This is a genomic window from Psychroflexus sp. MBR-150 (genome assembly GCF_053628795.1).
In genome coordinates, this window is sequence record NZ_JBRJHB010000030.1 from 1 (window position 1) to 18040 (window position 18040).

Annotated in this window: 18 protein-coding genes; 6 read left to right on the plus strand and 12 right to left on the minus strand. The window is 34.2% G+C overall.

What is annotated here, in order from left to right; translation table 11 throughout:
- Positions 1-140: 140 nt before the first annotated feature.
- Positions 141-941, minus strand: coding sequence for a pseudouridine synthase (locus ACSSV5_RS11635; RefSeq protein ID WP_454246000.1), 801 nt, complete (start codon positions 939-941; stop codon positions 141-143).
- A 206-nt stretch (positions 942-1147) separates the two neighbouring features.
- Complete coding sequence (locus ACSSV5_RS11640; protein WP_454246001.1) at positions 1148-1375, minus strand: DUF6341 family protein; 228 nt, start codon at positions 1373-1375, stop codon at positions 1148-1150.
- Between the two features lie 48 nt (positions 1376-1423).
- On the opposite strand from ACSSV5_RS11640, the gene ACSSV5_RS11645 reads away from it, so the two are divergent.
- From ACSSV5_RS11645 to ACSSV5_RS11655, 3 genes are read left to right on the plus strand one after another with little or no spacing between them, the layout of a single operon-like run.
- Entirely contained in the window at positions 1424-2353 is a 930-nt protein-coding gene (locus tag ACSSV5_RS11645) for a hypothetical protein (protein ID WP_454246002.1), read from the plus strand.
- A gap of 49 nt (positions 2354-2402) precedes the next feature.
- Complete coding sequence (locus ACSSV5_RS11650; protein ID WP_211065319.1) at positions 2403-2741, plus strand: TM2 domain-containing protein; 339 nt, start codon at positions 2403-2405, stop codon at positions 2739-2741.
- Between the two features lie 3 nt (positions 2742-2744).
- Positions 2745-3185 carry a hypothetical protein gene (locus ACSSV5_RS11655; RefSeq protein WP_454246003.1) on the plus strand — a complete coding sequence of 147 codons (441 nt, stop codon included), beginning with the start codon at positions 2745-2747 and terminating at the stop codon, positions 3183-3185.
- 9 nt (positions 3186-3194) lie between these two features.
- Here the strand turns inward: ACSSV5_RS11655 and ACSSV5_RS11660 are convergent, their stop codons facing one another.
- The 3 genes from ACSSV5_RS11660 to ACSSV5_RS11670 form a co-directional block, all read right to left on the minus strand.
- A complete protein-coding gene (locus tag ACSSV5_RS11660) occupies positions 3195-4016 on the minus strand; it encodes a ZIP family metal transporter (protein ID WP_454246004.1) in 822 nt (273 codons plus the stop codon).
- Positions 4017-4019: 3 nt separating this feature from the next.
- Complete coding sequence (locus ACSSV5_RS11665; protein ID WP_454246005.1) at positions 4020-4679, minus strand: metal-dependent transcriptional regulator; 660 nt, start codon at positions 4677-4679, stop codon at positions 4020-4022.
- A 117-nt stretch (positions 4680-4796) separates the two neighbouring features.
- Positions 4797-6041: a 3-deoxy-D-manno-octulosonic acid transferase gene (locus ACSSV5_RS11670; RefSeq protein WP_454246006.1), complete on the minus strand. Its 1245-nt coding sequence runs from the start codon at positions 6039-6041 to the stop codon at positions 4797-4799.
- 109 nt (positions 6042-6150) lie between these two features.
- Between ACSSV5_RS11670 and ACSSV5_RS11675 the strand changes: the two genes are divergently transcribed.
- Complete coding sequence (locus tag ACSSV5_RS11675; protein WP_454246007.1) at positions 6151-7320, plus strand: DegT/DnrJ/EryC1/StrS family aminotransferase; 1170 nt, start codon at positions 6151-6153, stop codon at positions 7318-7320.
- Between the two features lie 195 nt (positions 7321-7515).
- Here ACSSV5_RS11675 and ACSSV5_RS11680 read toward each other — a convergent pair whose 3' ends face one another.
- Both ACSSV5_RS11680 and pafA read right to left on the minus strand, forming a co-directional pair.
- A complete protein-coding gene (locus ACSSV5_RS11680; RefSeq protein ID WP_454246008.1) occupies positions 7516-9786 on the minus strand; it encodes an aconitate hydratase in 2271 nt (756 codons plus the stop codon).
- A gap of 260 nt (positions 9787-10046) precedes the next feature.
- Positions 10047-11669, minus strand: coding sequence for an alkaline phosphatase PafA (pafA, locus tag ACSSV5_RS11685; protein WP_454246009.1), 1623 nt, complete (start codon positions 11667-11669; stop codon positions 10047-10049).
- Positions 11670-11781: 112 nt separating this feature from the next.
- On the opposite strand from pafA, the gene ACSSV5_RS11690 reads away from it, so the two are divergent.
- Both ACSSV5_RS11690 and ACSSV5_RS11695 read left to right on the plus strand, forming a co-directional pair.
- Positions 11782-12519 carry an MlaE family ABC transporter permease gene (locus tag ACSSV5_RS11690; protein WP_454246010.1) on the plus strand — a complete coding sequence of 246 codons (738 nt, stop codon included), beginning with the start codon at positions 11782-11784 and terminating at the stop codon, positions 12517-12519.
- On the plus strand, positions 12519-13283 hold the full coding sequence (locus tag ACSSV5_RS11695; RefSeq protein WP_454246011.1) for an ABC transporter ATP-binding protein: 765 nt from the start codon (positions 12519-12521) through the stop codon (positions 13281-13283). Before ACSSV5_RS11690 ends, ACSSV5_RS11695 begins: the two co-directional genes overlap by 1 nt.
- On the opposite strand, the gene ACSSV5_RS11700 is transcribed toward ACSSV5_RS11695, so the two are convergent.
- The 5 genes from ACSSV5_RS11700 to ACSSV5_RS11720 form a co-directional block, all read right to left on the minus strand.
- The gene (locus tag ACSSV5_RS11700; RefSeq protein ID WP_454246012.1) at positions 13280-14752 is read right to left on the minus strand and encodes a DUF389 domain-containing protein; all 1473 of its coding nucleotides are present in this window, start codon (positions 14750-14752) and stop codon (positions 13280-13282) included. The two genes, ACSSV5_RS11695 and ACSSV5_RS11700, sit on opposite strands and share 4 nt — an antisense overlap.
- A 103-nt stretch (positions 14753-14855) precedes the next feature.
- Entirely contained in the window at positions 14856-15455 is a 600-nt protein-coding gene (locus tag ACSSV5_RS11705; protein WP_211065310.1) for a SprT-like domain-containing protein, read from the minus strand.
- A gap of 2 nt (positions 15456-15457) precedes the next feature.
- Entirely contained in the window at positions 15458-16141 is a 684-nt protein-coding gene (locus ACSSV5_RS11710; RefSeq protein WP_454246013.1) for an SDR family NAD(P)-dependent oxidoreductase, read from the minus strand.
- The gene (locus ACSSV5_RS11715; protein WP_454246014.1) at positions 16141-17073 is read right to left on the minus strand and encodes a M20/M25/M40 family metallo-hydrolase; all 933 of its coding nucleotides are present in this window, start codon (positions 17071-17073) and stop codon (positions 16141-16143) included. Before ACSSV5_RS11715 ends, ACSSV5_RS11710 begins: the two co-directional genes overlap by 1 nt.
- A gap of 320 nt (positions 17074-17393) precedes the next feature.
- Positions 17394-17786, minus strand: a complete 393-nt coding sequence (locus ACSSV5_RS11720; RefSeq protein WP_211065302.1) for an acyl-CoA thioesterase — start codon at positions 17784-17786, stop codon at positions 17394-17396.
- Positions 17787-18040 lie beyond the last annotated feature (254 nt).

An 18040-nucleotide genomic window follows, 5' to 3' on the forward strand; every position in this document is an offset into this window, starting at 1 on the left:
CGATAGCAATCGACGGGATAGTTGATGTGAATGGGTATAATTTCGGCTTTACTTGCCTTGAATTTATAGAAAGGCTCTGCTTGAACAATATAACAGTATTAATGTAACATTAAAAAGTTTTAACTTTATGAGAGATTTTTTTAGATCATCCCCAAATGAATCACTTCCTCTTTGGTTAAAGCTCTAAAATGACCTCGTGGCAGATTGAGTTTGGTCAAATTTCCAAACACCGTGCGATCCATTTTTATGATTTCATAACCTAATTTAGTCATTAATTTTTGAACGACTTTAGAACGCATACTTTTCAATTCAAGACCGATGTGGTGATGTGACTTATTATTGACATATGACACCTCATCGACGTAAACTTTAAAGCCTTCAATCAACACACCAGCTTTTAAAGCATCCATATCTTCAGCAGTAAATACTTTATTGAGTTGGAGCTCATAAACTTGAGGAATACCTTTTTTAGCATTGCCTAATTTTTTGGCTAAGGTTCCGTCGTTGGTATAAAGAATTAATCCACAAGCACTATTTTCAAGACGACCAATAGGTTCAAGTTTGGCATTGGTCACTTTGTGCAATAGGTTAAGTGCCGTTTTATTTTGATGCTCAATTTTTCCCGAGGTATAAAAACCCTGCGGTTTATTGAGCAAATAATATTCTTTAGGATGAGGATTTATCGTTCTACCGTCAAATTTTACTTCATCATCAAGTTTAACCTTATAACCCATTTCAGTTACTGGCTTGCCATTCACACTCACGCTTCCTGCTTCAATAAAAATATCAGCCTCACGACGCGAACAAATCCCAGCATTAGCAATGTATTTATTAAGTCGCATGCCTGCTTTGGGGTCTTTAATTTGTTGATCGACTTTAGCTACTTTTTTTGGTTTCTGAGCAAACTTCTTTCCTTTTCCTTTCGATTTATCCGATTTCATATCGTTCATTTTTTTGCAAAGGTAATTGAAAATTAAAGATATAGGTGAAAAAGTAGTGGTTTAGTAGCTCAAAACTAACTTCTGATTTACAGTGTATTTACATTTCTATAAATATTCTGAAATAATCAAAGCTTGTAATTTGGGAAAAAGGTAATAATTGATAAACAAATATCAATAAGTGGGGAGAACAATAGTTCTGATAAAGCTTATATCAAAAAAACTTCTTCGTCTTCTTCGGTGTTTTCGGATTTGCTAAAGATTTTCAATTGCTTCATCCAATAGATAAAAAGCACAAGACCAATTAGCAAAAAGATAAAATTAACCACATTAGCTGCAAACCATGACTCAGGTTGAATATCTATTCTCAAAAAGTCAAATGGGATGAATAAAAAATCTTGAAACAAAGAAGCTATTCCTTCAAAAAAATCTTTCATGGCTTTTGTTAATTATAATTACCTTGCAAAAATAATCATTTGTCTGTTATGATTGCCATTTTTTTTAAACAATCTAAGCCTATTGTTTTTGTGATTTTAGTTGCTTTGTTGAGTTTTCTTTTTTTTATTGAAGCTTTTCAAGTTATCACGCTTCCTATAAATTGGGCGACAATTGGCATTATAGTCATAAAGTATATTCTTCTAATAGGTTGCTATATTTTGTTTGATTATACCTTAAAACATTTTGAAATTCAAAAAGCACACAGTTTCGGGGGCTTGTTTTTTGTTTTATTTTCCAGTTTTATAATCCCTGAAATTTTTAATTCTTATATCATTTATGGTTTTATACTGTTTTTTATAGGTTTATTGCGTCTTTTAAATTTGATAAAGTCAGGACGACCAACCTTAGCTATTTTTGAAGCAGTGTTTTTTTTGTTTTTAGCAAGTTTATTTTATCATCCTTTATTGTTTGTTTTACTAATGGTTCTTATAGTAACTTTAGTATTCGTCAATCCACACTGGCGTTATTTTGTAGTTCCCGTTTTTGCTATAAGTGCTGTTATTATTTTATCGCAAATGTTTAATATACTTTGGCATGATAAGCTTTTGTACGCCGAGTTCTTTTGGCCTGAGTGGCATTTTCAGGTTATAGAATTCAATTCAACGGCTCAAATATTTTCTATTGTTGTTTGGTTTTTATCTATCTTATTATTTGCATATCAAGCCATTAAAGTTCTTCAGAAACGAGCATTATATCATCAAAAACTAGCGACTTGCTTTTTGTATTTAGCTTTGCTTGCTTTTTTATCAAGCTGGTTTTCAGTTTCAAATCTTGCGGGTTTGTGGATGATTTCTATTATGCCAGTGAGTATCTATTTAGGAGATTTTATTTTTCGCTTACGCAAAAAACTTTTATCAGAAATCTTATTGTGGCTATTCATTATATTTTCAGTAGTATTTAGCTTAATTCAGAATTAAATTTTCTTAAATTATAAAAAAGTTGTTAATTCGTCAAAAATTTAAATAAATGGACACACAACAAGTCGATAGTTTTCTAATGACTAATTCAAAGTATTTTGAATCTCATCAGTTATCTTATGTTCGCGAACGCCTTATGACTTTAGATGAAAGTAAAAAATTTCAAATTCAAAGTCTTCAATTTAAAGACCCAACTATGATGCTTGTCATTTCAGTAATTGTTGGTGGCATTGGCATCGACCGCTTTTTGATTGGAGATGTTGGATTGGGCGTTGCTAAATTATTGACCTGTGGCGGACTTGGCATTTGGACTATTGTTGATTGGTTTTTAATTATGGGCATAACTAAAGAGCGAAATTTAGAAAATTTCAACAGAGCCATTTTATAATCTATGATACATAAAGCTGAATTTTCATATCGCCCTTCTCTTGAAGAATGTGAAAAGGCTTCTTATGCTTATGTTGTTTCTACTGTAGTTGTTGCCGTTGCCTTGCCTATTCCTATTGCTGCACTTTTGGCTACATTATTCTATTATGTTGCCAATAGACGCTCAACTGCTTTTGTGAGATGGCACGCTATTCAGTCTTTGTTATCTCAATTAATTTTATTTGTGTTTAATAGCACCGCTTTATGGTGGTTAATATCCAAATATTTTTTTGAAAAACCCATTCCTAATGTCTTTTTTTATTATCTCGGTTTGGTTGTGGTTCTAAATATTCTCGAGTTTTCGTTTTCAATTTATTCTGCTATTTTGGTAAGAAAAGGACAACATATATTGTGGGCAATTTTTGAAAGCATTATCAAGTCTCGTGTAAAACCACAATCGCTATAGATTAATTATTTACCCCAAACCAACATCCAAACTCATCATTACAATAAAGCCACCAACAAAACCTAAGGTAGCGATATCTGTATTATGCTCGAGTTGAGATTCTGGTACCACTTCTTCAACCACGACAAAAATCATAGCACCTGCAGCAAAACACAAAGCATAAGGCAAAATAGGTTCGAATGTTAAAACCGCCCAAGCACCAATTACCGCTGCTATAGGCTCAACAATAGCTGAAAGTTGCCCATAGTTAAAACTTTTCCAACGGCTCTTGCCCAAACCTCTTAAGGGCATAGCCACAGCAAATCCTTCTGGAAAATTTTGAATTCCGATTCCTATTGCCAATGCCACAGCACCACCAATACTTGCACCTTCAATGCCTGCTGCAACACCACCAAACAAAACACCAATAGCCAAACCTTCAGGAATATTGTGTAATGTGATAGCCAGAGTGAGTAATATTGATTTGTGCCAAGGCGTTTTGATCCCTTCTTTACGACTTTCTTTAAAATTGACGTGAAGATGTGGTAAAACTTTATCTAAAGCAAAAATGAATAAAGCTCCGCCTAGAAATCCTGTTGCAGCTGGGATAACTTTAATAAACCCAAGACCGTCGCTCATTTCAATGCCTGGTGCTAACAAACTCCAAAAGCTGGCAGCCGTCATCACACCACCAGTGAAACCTAGCATACCATCAAACACAATACGATTCATCTTTTTAAACAGAAATACCAACGACGCTCCTAAGGCTGTTGCACCCCAAGTAAATAAAGTGGCATAAAGTGCTGCAAGAATTGGATCTAATTGTTCAAAATATGCAATAATAGTTTCCATAAATTATGTGTTTGGTTTGATGTATAAATTTTGTGTTACTTGTTCTGATAATCGTAAAACTTTATCGTCATAAGCCACAAGCATAGATTGGTCAAAACCCTCCTTATCTTTGATATTCAAGGTTTTACCGAGAGCTATATCTTGTTTGTCAAGGTAATTTAAAAATGCTGGTGTTGAATCTTTCACACCTACACAAATTCCTGATTCACCGATTTCTAAATCTGATAATATTGTTTTGTTATTTACTGCAAACTGTCCGTTTTTATTTGGAATTGGGTCGCCGTGTGGATCGCGTTGCGGATGTTCTAAAAAGCGGTCGAGCTCGTCGGTGAGTTTTTCAGATTGAATGTGCTCAAGCTGTTCGGCTATGTCGTGGACTTCGTCCCAATTGAAGTTGAGTTTTTCCACGAGAAAGACTTCCCAAAGTCGGTGCTTTCTTATCACTTTTAGAGCTGTGGTTTCTCCTTGATCACTTAATTTAACGCCTTGGTATTTTTTATATATAACTAAGTTTTTGTCTGCTAACTTTTTGAGCATATCGGTTACTGATGAAGCTTTGGTCTCTAAAAGAGAAGACAGATCATTTGTGCTAACGGCTTTGCTGTTTTCATCTTGTAAATGATAAATGGCTTTGAGGTAATTTTCTTCTGCAAGGCTTAACATCTAAAGTATATTTTATGCTAAAATAAATATTTTTTTAGACATGTCTAATAATTGTGTTTGCAATCTTATCATTTCGCATTATTTTGGTCTAAAAACATCCTTTCTTAAAAGTTCTAATTAAGCAGTATATCTCAAAATCCCTTCGTAAGTTAAAGTTGTTGCCCCTTTTTTATCTTGAACAAAATCATAGGCTGCTTTACTCATTTTAGCCTTAAACTCTTCTTCATCATTCAGCTTACGGACTATGTTTTGAAGCTCTAAAGTATTGTTGACTACAGCCAAACCGCCTTTTTGTTTTAGGGCTTTAGCTTCAGGAAATTTGTCATAGTTAGAACCAATGATAATCGGAACGCCAAAAGCAGCAGGTTCTAAAATGTTGTGTAGGCCAGTGTTGCCCATAGCTCCACCTACGTAAGCTATATCGGCATAGGCATAAACTTTGGTCAGCAGACCGACAGTGTTTAAAATTAAAATGTCGTATTGGGACAAATCTTGGGTTTTAATTTCTGAATATTTGATACTTGGCTTTTGAAGTTGTTTTTGAAATTGGTCAATATTTTCAGCTTTGATTTGATGTGGTGCGATGACGAATTTGAGGTTAATCGTTTTATCGTTTAAGGTTGGCAACAGTGCTTTTTCGTCTTCTGGCCAAGTGCTGCCACAAACCATACAGTTTTGATTTTGAGTAAAATTTTGCATAAAATCAAGCTTGTTATCTTGACTTAATTGTTGGTAAACTCTGTCATATCTGGTGTCGCCAGCTTGCGTCCAATCAGTGTAATTGATGCTGTTGAGCAAGTAACCTGAGGCTTGATCTTGCACAAAAATATGATAAAAACTCCCCAAAGCTTGTTTAAAGAATGACCCATAAAATTTAAAATAAATCTGTTGAGGTCTAAATCTTGCAGCAACTAAGAATGTTTTGATGTGTTGTGCTTTGAGTTGATTTAGAAAATTTGGCCAAATATCGTATTTTACAAAAATGGCGAATTGGGGTTTGATGAGATTTACAAAATCTTGAGATTGCTGTTTGGTGTCTAAAGGCAAATAGGTTTCAAAATCAGCTATGGATTTATTTTTTTTGATGTGATAGCCTGAGTCAGAAAAAAAACTCAATAGAAATTTATGAGGTTTAAAGTGTGGTTTTAAAGCCTTGATGACAGGCACAACTTGCTCGTATTCGCCGAGAGAAGCCACGTGAATCCAAATGATTGGATGCTGGTTTTGATTTATAAATGTTTCTAATTCTTTTTTGGTCTGTTGTCTTTCTTGGCGAAAAGTTTTAAGGCGTTTGAAAAACAGACCTAAAATAGGCAGTAGAAATTTGAAGCTACTTATAGATAGATTGTAAAGCCATTTCATAATGTAGAATAATTATATATTCTGAGAGACTAAAAGGCTAAAATAAAGAATTCGCCTGAATACCATTTATATTTACTAATTTTGTTACAATGACATTCAAAACACATCTATGAAAAAAATACAAATGGTTGACCTTGTTGGTCAGCGTGAAGCTATAAAAGACGACATCGATACGGCTTTTGCTGAAATTATGGAAAATGCTGCTTTTATTAATGGTCCATATGTTCATCAATTTCAAACTGACCTCGAAAAATATCTCGATGTTAAAAACGTGATTCCATGTGCTAACGGTACCGATGCTTTGCAAATCGCCATGATGGGATTAGATTTAAAACCCGGTGACGAAGTGATCACTGCCGATTTTACGTTTGCTGCTACAGTTGAAGTCATTGCTTTGCTTCAACTCACGCCTGTTTTAGTCGATGTAGAAGAAGATACTTTTAATATCAGTCCTGAGGCGATTGAAAAAGCCATTACGCCCAAAACAAAAGCCATTGTGCCAGTTCATTTGTTTGGCCACGCTGCTAATATGGATGCCATTATGGACATTGCCAAAAAGCATAAACTTTATGTGATAGAAGATAATGCACAAGGTATTGGTGCGTCATATCATTTTAAAAACGGAACATCTCAAAAAACAGGCACGATTGGACACGTGTCTGCAACTTCATTTTTTCCTTCAAAAAACTTAGGTTGCTATGGTGATGGTGGAGCGATTTTTACTAACGATGATGATTTGGCACATACCATTCGAGGCATTGTCAATCACGGGATGTATGAGCGTTATCATCACGATGTGGTTGGTGTAAATTCAAGATTAGATTCACTTCAAGCTGCTGTATTGAAAATTAAATTGCCGAAACTTGATGAATATAACTCAAAACGTCAAGAAGCTGCAAGAGCTTATACTAAAGCTTTACAAGGTCATAAAGATATTGTGACACCAACAACCAAAACCCATAGAAATTGCGACACCAGTAACCTTGGGATTTGTGGTACATGCTCTTGTCATGTGTTTCATCAATACACGCTTAGAATTAAAAACGAAAAGCGTGATGCTTTGGCTGAATTTCTCAAATCACAAGATATTCCACATGGTGTTTATTATCCTATTCCACTTCACAAACAAAAGGCCTATCGAGATAGTCGATATGATGATAAAGACTTCAAAGTAACCAACAAGTTATGTGAAGAGGTCATTTCTTTACCAATGCATACGGAATTGGATGAAGAACAAATTGAATTTATTACAGGACATATTTTGAAGTTTTTGGGATAATAAGTTGATATTTAATTGAATAACTATGATTTAACATTCAAAAAATACTTAGGCTAAGTTTGACTAATAAAATTTGAGTCAGCAACATTGATTTTCGATAGAAAATTGTGTAGATGACAAGAAATTTTTCAAACTAAAACCTGATCTCGATATTCCTAAAACTTTGATATTCTTTGTATTATGCCGATTTATATTTTAATTTGCATTATTTTGTTTTTTAATTAAATTTAATGCAGAACCTTCTCTAAACCAATTGATTTGAGTTTCATTATAGGTGTGGTTAAGTTTAATTTTATCTACAGAATCGTCTTTATGAACAATTTCAAGGCTTAGAGGTTTATTTTCTGCAAAATCTTTAAGATCGATAAAGTTAAAGGTGTCATCTTCTTGAATGAGGTCATAATCATTTTCATTATCAAAAGTTAAAGCTAACATCCCTTGCTTTTTAAGGTTGGTTTCGTGTATTCTGGCAAAGGATTTTACAATTACAGCTTTAACACCGAGATGGCGAGGCTCCATAGCTGCATGTTCACGAGATGATCCTTCACCATAATTATGGTCACCTACAACCACTGTAGGAATGTTTTTTTCTTTGTATTGTCTTTGTGTTTTTGGTACAGCATCATACTTTCCTGTGATTTGACTTTTTACAAAGTTAGTTTTCATATTAAATGCATTAACAGCACCAATCAAGCAATTGTCAGATATATTGTCAAGATGACCTCTGTATTTTAACCAAGGTCCAGCCATAGAAATATGGTCAGTTGTACATTTGCCGTAAGCTTTGATCAAAAGTTTAGCACCCAACAGATTTTCACCATCCCAAGGCTCAAATGGTTCTAAAAGCTGAATTCTGTTTGAATTTTTATCAACTTTAATTTCAACATTTCTTCCGTCATCTTTGGGAGGTATATACCCGTTATCTTCTACTTCAAACCCTTTTTCAGGAAGCTCAATTCCTTTAGGCATATCAAGCTTAACTTCTTCACCATCTTCATTAATAAGAGTATCATTCATCGGGTCAAAATCTAATCGACCTGCTATAGCAATAGCTGCTACCATTTCTGGCGAGCCCACAAATGCGTGTGTATTTGGGTTACCGTCTGCACGTTTGGAGAAGTTTCTATTAAAAGAATGAACAATGGTATTTTTTTCTCCTTCTTTAACATCACTTCTATCCCACTGACCTATGCATGGTCCGCAAGCATTAGTAAAAATTGTTGCTCCAAGGTCTTCAAAAACTTTGAGTAATCCATCTCTTTCGGCCGTATATCGAATTTGCTCAGAACCAGGGTTAATACCAAATTCTGATTTTGGTTTTAATTTTTTCTTAATAGCTTGTTCAGCAATAGAAGCTGCTCGGGTTAAGTCTTCATATGAAGAATTTGTACAAGAGCCGATTAAGCCCCAATCCACTTTGATTGGCCAACCATTTTCTTTGGCTTTTTTGCCAAGTTCTCCTACGGGTGTTGCTAAATCTGGTGTAAAAGGTCCATTCAAGTGAGGTCTCAAAGTGTTTAGATCTATCTCAATAACTTGGTCAAAATATTCTTCAGGGTTTTCATAAACTTCAGGGTCGCCTGTCAGGTATTCCCTTAGTTTATTAGCTTCATCTGCAATTTCATTTCTATCTGTAGCTCTTAAAAACCGCTCCATAGAGTCATCATATCCAAATGTTGAAGTGGTTGCACCAATTTCTGCACCCATATTACAAATGGTCCCTTTTCCTGTACAGGATAAGTTTTTAGCTCCTTCTCCAAAATACTCTACTATACAACCCGTGCCACCTTTAACGGTCAAGATTTGAGCAACTTTTAAAATAACATCTTTGGCGGCAGTCCAGCCTTGAGGGCTACCAGTTAATTTTACACCAATCAGTTTTGGAAATTTTAATTCCCAAGGCATTCCAGCCATAACATCAACAGCATCAGCACCACCTACACCAATAGCTACCATCCCTAAACCTCCTGCATTGACAGTATGTGAGTCTGTTCCTATCATCATACCGCCAGGAAAGGCATAATTTTCTAATACAACTTGATGAATAATACCTGCTCCTGGTTTCCAAAAACCTATGCCATATTTATTAGATACAGATTCAAGAAAATCAAAAACTTCATTACTGGTTTCGTTTGCACGTTTTAAGTCCTTGGCTGCTCCTTGTTTTGCTTGAATAAGATGATCACAATGAACTGTTGTTGGAACAGCTACACTATCTTTCCCAGCTTGCATAAATTGAAGAAGAGCCATTTGTGCTGTGGCATCTTGACAGGCTATTCTATCTGGGGCAAATTCTACATAATCTTTACCCCTAACAAAGCCTTTTTGAGGTTCACCATCAGACAAATGGGAGTATAATATTTTTTCTGAAAGTGTTAGTGGTTTTCCTACTACTTCTCTTGCCTTTTCAACACGACTAGCCATTTGGCTGTAAACAGTCTTAATCATTTCAATGTCAAATGCCATATAATTTAAAATTTATTTAATGTGAATAATCAGTCTAATAAATATCACAAATATAAAAAAAAATTACATATCAATTAAATTATCTCAAACAGAAAGTCTCATAAATTGAATTATATTTAACAAAAAGTGAAAAAAATGGGATTAATTACAGTAAATTGATAATTTTATACTTTAATTTTTATCAATGTGAAAATTTTGATTTTGAATAGATTTAATTTATTATAAATCTAAATATACAACTTTAGCATTTTAAACTAAAGTTATTTCAAAACTTCACTAATCACACTACCCGTAGTACCGTTAGGCTGAGCTATACCTAATAAAGCTGCTATAGTTGGTGCGATGTCTTTGATATAATAGCTTTGATAAGACTGTTTTTGTAGAACACCTTGACCGTAAAAGATCAATGGCACTTGTGTATCATAACTCATATAGCTACCGTGAGTAGAGCCTTTTTGTGGATATGAAATCACAGCAGGTTCTAAAATATAAATCACATCACCACTGCGTTTAGGATGAAAACCATTGGCTACATTTCTTGAAAATGCCGTTGAATGACTTGAGTTTTCAATCATTTCTCGGGTATAAACTCGGTCAATTTTATCGTATTGCAACAAAAAATAATACAAAGCTTCTTGTAAATCATCAACTTCAACATTTTGTTCTTCTAATTCTTCATAGTCAAAAAAGATATTTTGATTAGAAAAACCTTCAATTAATTTTGAGCTTCCAAATTTTTCATTCACAAATTCATTCATTGCTTTGTTTAATTTTTTAGCATCAAAATAACCTGCAGGGATGTTTTTTTCTTTTAAATAGTTGGGTACGTGAACAGCACCGTGATCGGCTGTCAAAAACAAAGTATAGTTGTTTTTGCCAACATTCTGATCTAAATAGTTAAGCAAATCTGCAATATTTTGGTCTAAACGGATATACATATCTTGAACTTCTTTAGAATTTACCCCAAAATTATGCCCAGCATAATCAGTACTTGAATAACTAATGGTCAAAAAATCGGTGTCATCATCTTGACCTAAGTTTTCATTTTTAATTAGTTTCTCTGCAAAATCCGTCAACATTGTATTGGCAAAAGGTGTAGGTTTTAAAATATCAAAATTGTTATTTTCAGATTTTAATTGTTTCAAATCGTATGGAAAAGTTGCTGTAGATTTTCCTTTGAAACCAAATTCGTAATCATTTAAATCGCTTCCGCTTTCTATATAATTTTCAATAGGATATAAGGTTTCCCAAGTTTTAATGTATTGTTTAGTGTTCTTATTAAATTTTTTGACCCATTTTGGTAATTCATCGATATAAAAATCGCTGCTGATAAATTTACCATCATTGCCACCAGCAAACCAATACACTGCATTAGCGGTGTGTCCAGCAGGCAAAATGGCACCGCGATCTTTGATTGACACTCCAAATGTTTGTCCTCTAAATTGTGTATCCAATCTGTTTTGATCGGCAATACTAGTGTTTAGCATTCGGTGTGGCGACATTTGACCAGCTTCACCTTCAACACCGATAGAATTTGCGTTGTTGTCTTGCACACAATACACGCTTTTGTTTTCAAATTTATCATACCAATTATTAGCAATAATACCGTGATTGGCTGGTGTTGTACCCGTATAAATCGAAGCATGTCCAGGACCAGTATAAGTTGGGATGTAACTAAAGTGGGTGTTTTTAGCAAAAAACCCTTCTTGCATCAAGCGTTTAAAGCCTTGATTTGAATAGTGTTTTTCAAAGCGGTGAAGATATTCATAACGCATTTGGTCAACCACAATACCGACGATTAACTTTGGTTTTTGTGATGAAGTTTGGGCATTTATAAAATTAGAAACAATGATGATGAATAAGAGTGAAAATGATTTTTTCATAAGAAATTTTTTATATCATTCAAAAATACAAACCAAAGAGAATTTAAAGTTTATCCTAAAGTTAAATTGCAAGCTAATATTTTTTTCTATTTTTAGCCTTTAAATTTGTTGTATGAACTACATTTCAAGTACGGGTCAGTACTTTATAATGATAAGAGATACTTTTAAACGCTTTACCAAAGGAAGTGTTTTAAGAAAATTAATCATTCAAGAAATGAATGATCTCACGGTAAAGTCTCTCGGGATTGTGGTTTTTATTTCATTTTTTATCGGTGCGGTCGTTACTATTCAGACTGCATTAAATCTCAGCAATCCTTTTATTCCAAAATCTTTGATTGGATTTGCGGCTCGGCAATCTATTATTTTAGAGTTTTCCCCAACATTGGTCTCTATCATTATGGCAGGTAAAGTGGGTTCATTTATCACATCAAGTATTGGAACGATGAGAGTTACCGAGCAAATCGACGCTTTAGAAGTTATGGGCATTAACTCTTTAAATTATTTAGTATTTCCCAAAATTGTGGCCATGATGTTTTATCCGTTTGTCATATCGATATCTATGTTTATGGGTATTTTAGGTGCTTATGTTGCTGGAGTATTTGGTGGATTTGTCGAAAGTGATTTATTTTTAACGGGATTACAGGATGATTTTGTAACATTTCACTTAGTTTATGCCTTTATTAAAACAATAATTTTTGCTTTTATTCTTGCCACAGTGCCGTCTTTTCATGGTTACTATATGACTGGTGGTGCTTTAGAAGTAGGTAAAGCTGCAACCTCGTCTTTTGTTTGGACAAGTGTTATCATTATTGTTTGCAATTATTTCATCACTCAATTATTGTTAAGCTAATGATTAAAGTAGAAAATTTATATAAATCTTTTGGTGATTTAGATGTTTTAAAAGGCATTAGCACCACATTTGAGAAAGGACAAACCAATCTTATTATCGGGCAATCAGGTGCAGGCAAAACAGTTCTTCTCAAATGTATGCTCGGTTTAATTACTCCAGAAAAAGGTCATATCTACTATGATTCTGATAGTTATGAAGAGCTCACAGCATCTGAACGACGCCAATTGCGAAAACAAATCGGTATGGTGTTTCAAGGTGGTGCTTTATTTGATTCGATGACTGTAGAAGAAAACGTGATGTTTCCCTTGCGTATGTTTGCCAAAACTTCCAAATCTGAAATGAGAGATCGAGTTAACGAAGTGTTGAAACGCGTCAATCTCACTAATGCAAACGATAAATTTCCTTCTGAAATCAGTGGCGGTATGAAAAAACGTGTTTCTATTGCTAGAGCCGTTGTTAACCAACCAAACTTTTTGTTTTGCGATGAGCCTAACTCAGGTTTAGACCCAAGAACAGCCACAATTATTGATAATTTAATTCAAGAAATCACACACGAATATGAAATCACGACAGTCATCAACACCCATGATATGAACTCTGTGTTTGAAATAGGCGAAAAAGTTGTGTATATCGAAAATGGCTATCTCGCTTGGGAAGGCAACAAAGATTCGATTTATAAAACCGATAACAAAGCCGTAACCGATTTTGTTTATTCTTCATATTTATTTAGAAAAGTAAGAATTGCTCAGCAAAAGGGGTATTAATTTTCTTCTGTAATCAAACTTGTCGGCTGAATTTCTACATCTACCTTTTTCGCTTTTATTTTGTAAGCTAACCAATTCGATAGTCTGTTTTCAAAGGTGGTCTTGTCTGTTAGTGTCATTTTGTCGTCCCATGTTAACTTGAAAGTAGGCAATGTATCAACAATGTTGTTTTTGGCAATAACCATCTCTGCAAATGATACATCACTAACTTTCTCGTAATTCAATTTTATTTCTTTGACAATATCTGTAAATGGAATGCTTTGCTTTTGGTTTGTTTTGTTTATAGAATCTAATCGCCGAGATAAAAGTTGAATTTGCTTCTGACTTGTCAAAAGTTCAAGTGAATCTCTGGTTTTCAATTCTTTCATATATCGAAATTGATTAAAATTATCAGTGTTTTTGTTTTGTAAAATTTTGAGTTTGACGTCTTTTAAATTTTCATAAGATTTCATTTTTGAGTTCCATAAATTGATTACTTCAGCTGGAATTTCTTTTCCCAAAAAAGAGACTTCTATTATTGAATTACCCTCTTCGTGATATTCAATATTTGTTGCATTTTTTTGTAAATAAGCATCTTTGTAAACCATTAATTCTTCGGTTACAAACCTTTTTGCACTTTTTTCAAAATAAGACTGTTTTAGCAAAACGTAGAACAAATAAATACTTGGTAGCATAACCACAATAGCGATAACGGTAGCTAATTGCGAAATGCGTTTCCTTCTTAAAGAATTAGCATATCGCACCAGAGGAAAACGTAAAATTTTTGATACTATAAATGTTGACAAAGCAATAAAAATGGTATTGATAGTAAACAAATACATCGCACCGCCAAATATGCTCATATCCCAAACCGCCAATCCATAACCTGCGGTACAAAGTGGCGGCATCAAGGCAGTAGCAATGGCAACACCAAAAATCACAGAAGCAATAGTTCCTTTTTTGGTTTTAGCGATAATCAGTGCAAGACCACCAAAAATAGCGACCAAAACATCTAAAATTGTAGGTGAAGTTCGGGCTGCTAATTCTGGGGTCAATTCCGTTAATGGTGATACTGAAAAATACGCAAAAGCAGTTAGAATACTTAAAACCACCATAACGCCTAAATTTACGAGCGAGCGTTTCAGTGTATCTAAATCATTTATAGCCACAGAAAATCCAAGACCGACAATCGGTCCCATTAAAGGCGAGATAAGCATTGCACCAATCACCACAGCGGTGCTACTCACATTAAGCCCAACTGAAGCCACGATGATTGAAAAAATCAAGATCCATGCATTATGTCCTCTAAATGGAATATCTTTTAAGATGGCTTCCATAGTAGAATCTCGGTCGGTTTCACTTCTTATATCTAATAAATGTAAGAGGTAAGAACGCAAGCTTCCGTAAGATTCTTTAAAGCTCTTTCTTACTTTTTCTTCGTTTTGGTCTTGAGTTTTGTCTTTATTGTTTTCAGTTTCGTTAGATTTCATGGTTTTAAATAGATTTTAAAGTAAAATCAAAAATTTATATTAACATCTTTTTTTGTGACAAATGCATTAGTAATTTAAGTATTCATTTGCGGCTTATAATTTATCACTTCAACACTTCTACTTGTGCATTAGGTTGAAATACATAGTGTTTGCCCGTTGAAAGTTCTCTGCATTTATAACGCTTTCTCAACTTTTCTTCTTTGATAAAGATTTTACCGTTAGGCAGACAAAACTGTGTGCCTTTAGGAATTTCAAAGATATAACTTTTGTCAGAAGGATGATGGTCATAAGCTTTTAAGGCAATAGACAGCCTTGCATCGGTATCGCTACTGGCTCGAGGATTTTTAAAATGATTGGCAATCACAGGCAATAATTGTTTTGGAAATATTTGTGGATTAATCAATGGTAACATTAATTTTTGAAAAGTCAATTTCCATTCTATACCATGTGGTTTGATGTGTTGACCATAGTTGATAAACACTAACAAATGTGCAATTTCGTGAATCAAAGTGATTAAAAATCGATAGGGATTCAAATTAGCATTGATGGTTATTTGATGTCTGCCATCTGGCATTGGTCGGTAATCGCCGTGTTTAGATTGACGTTCATTGACAATCTTGAGATGAACTTTATAAACTTTGAGCAATTCTTCAACCGAAGTTACAGATTTAGCAGGCAAATATGTCTTTAAAACCGATGACATATTTATGGGGTTGAATTAGATACTTGAAGGGTTTTTCCGTTGTAAAACCGCTGTCCTGTTAAAGCAAAATCGGCAATATAACTTGCCATTTCTTTAGCATTAATCGGTGCTTGCATTCCTGGAAAAGCTTCTTCAAACATTTCGGTTTGCACGGCTCCTAAGGCTAGACAATTAAAAGCCATTTCAGTATCTTTGTATTCTTCAGCGAGAATTTCTGTCAAGCAAATTAATGCAGCTTTACTGGTGCTGTAAGCAGCTAATCCAGGAAATTTTACACTGCCTTGAATGCCACCCATACTGGAAATATTGACGGTATGATTTATTTTTGAAAAAGCGTTTAAAAGCCTTGAAGTCAAATTAAAAACCCCAAAAACATTGGTCTCATAAACCGCTTTTACGTCAGCAATATTTGTTTTTTCAAAAGGCTGATTGAGAAATTGACCAGCATTATGAATTAATATATCAAGTTGAGACGTTTGAGTTTTGATTTTTTTTATTGCATTATCAATAGACAATTCATCGCTAAGATTACAGGATATACTGTGAACATTTTGTAAATTTAGTTCAGCTACGGGTTGTTGATTTCTAGATAAGGCATAAATGTGATGACCTTGATTTGATAAAATTTTGACCAATTCAAATCCAATACCACGACTTGTGCCTGTGATAACAATATGTTTAGACATTAATTATTGAGTTTAATAAGTTTTTCTGTATGATTTGCAATTTTTAAAAGAGGTTCAACCCATAAATTGACTAAGTTTTGAATGTGTTCAGGGTTGAGTAGTTGGGTTTCGTCGTCAACGTGATGATAATATTCGTAATTGGTAAAATCAAATGTAGAAACCGAATGTGCAGGAATTTCAAAACTTTGGTAAAAAGGATAATTGTCGCTTCGTTTAAAAAGCTTATAGTCTTTTGCTTGTGGTAAAAAGATAAGAATTTCTTTGTCAGCATAAGCATTAAAGATTTCAGCAAAGTTTGATTTTTCATAACCTGTGAGATAAGCTTGATGAGGTTTATCTTTCATAGGAATACCAATCATTTCAACATTAAAAATCACATAGGGTTTGATGTCTTCGCTTTTTAGTTTTTCGGCAAAATATTTAGAGCCGAGTAAACCTTGTTCTTCGGCATCAAAAAGCACAAATAAAATAGGGCGTTTGGGTTTGGTATCTTTTAAAGCTTTGGCCAATTGCATAACGGCAACCGTTCCAGATGCATTATCGTTGGCACCGTTGGCAATGCTGTCGCCATCAATAGCCTTTTTGATACCTATATGATCAAAATGTGCACCTATAATGAGCGGTTCATTTTTTAAAAGTGGATCTCTGCCTTTGATATGACCAATGACATTGTAAGCTGCGGTTTGTTTTGTGATGTAAAAAGTATCTCTGTAAGTTTCATAATAAGGTTTTATGCCAATTTCTTGAAAGTATTTTGATATGAATGTTGCGGCTTTATCTGAACCTTCTGTGCCAGTTAAGCGACCGTTTAAATCATTAGATGTTAAATACTCAAGTTGTGTGTTAATGTCTTTAATTTCAGAATTTTGTGCTAAAATTTCTAATGAAAATATGATGCACATAACACTTAAAGTATAACTTGATTTTAGCATGACATAAAATTTGAAGTAAAGATATAGGATATATTTGATTTTTCTAAACCACAACGTGTTTTTTACAAGCAAAATTATATGTGAAAATTGTCTTGTTTTTTTATAAATTGAGATTTTATTTACGATAATGTTTTATCATTCTCAAAATTGCGACAGGTATTGTAGCGGTAGCTTCATGACCAATGAACGCGTTTTAAACGACTTGCACAAAAAGCGACCAACGGAAGCTCTTTTGGGCATTTGTCGTTTTGCGGTCAGTGGTTAAGAACTACAAGTTAAATTACAAAGATTTTGGGAAATCAACGATTAAAACAAACTGTTTAGTCGTCATTGAGGCGGTTTTTTACAAATTCTATTTTGGTTTTGCCGTGGGGTTTGGTTTTGCCGTGGTCGTCTAAACTGACCATGACTATTTTATCGACTTTGACGATGGTTTGCCGTGTCATTTTGTTGCGAACTTCGCATTTTAAGGTGAGTGAAGCCGTGCCAAACTTGACGACTTCAATGCCAATTTCTACAATTTCGCCTTGTTTGGCTGAGCTTACAAAGTCAATTTCTGAAATGTATTTGGTGACGGTTTTGTGATTTTCAAGTTGAATGATAGCATAAAGTGCGGCTTCTTCGTCTATCCATTCTAATAATCGACCACCAAATAAAGTGCCGTTGGGGTTGAGGTCTTCAGGTTTTATCCATTTTCGGGTGTGAAATCTCATAACTTTTTATTTTTATGCAATTTAGTGAAATTTGATTTGAGATAATGTAATTATGAGTTGATTGAAATTATGACATATAAATCTTTCTTATAAAAAAACCCTGACAGCATCGGCAGGGTTGCTTCGATTTTAGTTCAAAAAAAACCCTGACAGCATCGGCAGGGTTGCTTCGATTTTAGTTCAAAAAAAACCCTGACAGCATCGTCAGGGTTGCTTCGATTTTAGTTCAAAAAAAACCCTGACAGCATCGTCAG

Bases quoted from the DNA above. Each gene is read 5' to 3' on its own strand.
- ACSSV5_RS11705 (WP_211065310.1), bottom strand. From the start codon at position 15,455: ATGTCATCGGTTTTAAAGACATATTTGCCTGCTAAATCTGTAACTTCG.
- ACSSV5_RS11690 (WP_454246010.1), top strand. From the start codon at position 11,782: ATGAACTACATTTCAAGTACGGGTCAGTACTTTATAATGATAAGAGAT.
- ACSSV5_RS11720 (WP_211065302.1), bottom strand. From the start codon at position 17,786: ATGAGATTTCACACCCGAAAATGGATAAAACCTGAAGACCTCAACCCC.
- ACSSV5_RS11650 (WP_211065319.1), top strand. From the start codon at position 2,403: ATGGACACACAACAAGTCGATAGTTTTCTAATGACTAATTCAAAGTAT.
- ACSSV5_RS11655 (WP_454246003.1), top strand. From the start codon at position 2,745: ATGATACATAAAGCTGAATTTTCATATCGCCCTTCTCTTGAAGAATGT.
- ACSSV5_RS11710 (WP_454246013.1), bottom strand. From the start codon at position 16,141: ATGTCTAAACATATTGTTATCACAGGCACAAGTCGTGGTATTGGATTT.
- ACSSV5_RS11680 (WP_454246008.1), bottom strand. From the start codon at position 9,786: ATGGCATTTGACATTGAAATGATTAAGACTGTTTACAGCCAAATGGCT.
- ACSSV5_RS11675 (WP_454246007.1), top strand. From the start codon at position 6,151: ATGAAAAAAATACAAATGGTTGACCTTGTTGGTCAGCGTGAAGCTATA.
- pafA (WP_454246009.1), bottom strand. From the start codon at position 11,669: ATGAAAAAATCATTTTCACTCTTATTCATCATCATTGTTTCTAATTTT.
- ACSSV5_RS11645 (WP_454246002.1), top strand. From the start codon at position 1,424: ATGATTGCCATTTTTTTTAAACAATCTAAGCCTATTGTTTTTGTGATT.
- ACSSV5_RS11635 (WP_454246000.1), bottom strand. From the start codon at position 941: ATGAAATCGGATAAATCGAAAGGAAAAGGAAAGAAGTTTGCTCAGAAA.
- ACSSV5_RS11660 (WP_454246004.1), bottom strand. From the start codon at position 4,016: ATGGAAACTATTATTGCATATTTTGAACAATTAGATCCAATTCTTGCA.
- ACSSV5_RS11640 (WP_454246001.1), bottom strand. From the start codon at position 1,375: ATGAAAGATTTTTTTGAAGGAATAGCTTCTTTGTTTCAAGATTTTTTA.
- ACSSV5_RS11665 (WP_454246005.1), bottom strand. From the start codon at position 4,679: ATGTTAAGCCTTGCAGAAGAAAATTACCTCAAAGCCATTTATCATTTA.
- ACSSV5_RS11715 (WP_454246014.1), bottom strand. From the start codon at position 17,073: ATGCTAAAATCAAGTTATACTTTAAGTGTTATGTGCATCATATTTTCA.
- ACSSV5_RS11670 (WP_454246006.1), bottom strand. From the start codon at position 6,041: ATGAAATGGCTTTACAATCTATCTATAAGTAGCTTCAAATTTCTACTG.
- ACSSV5_RS11695 (WP_454246011.1), top strand. From the start codon at position 12,519: ATGATTAAAGTAGAAAATTTATATAAATCTTTTGGTGATTTAGATGTT.
- ACSSV5_RS11700 (WP_454246012.1), bottom strand. From the start codon at position 14,752: ATGAAATCTAACGAAACTGAAAACAATAAAGACAAAACTCAAGACCAA.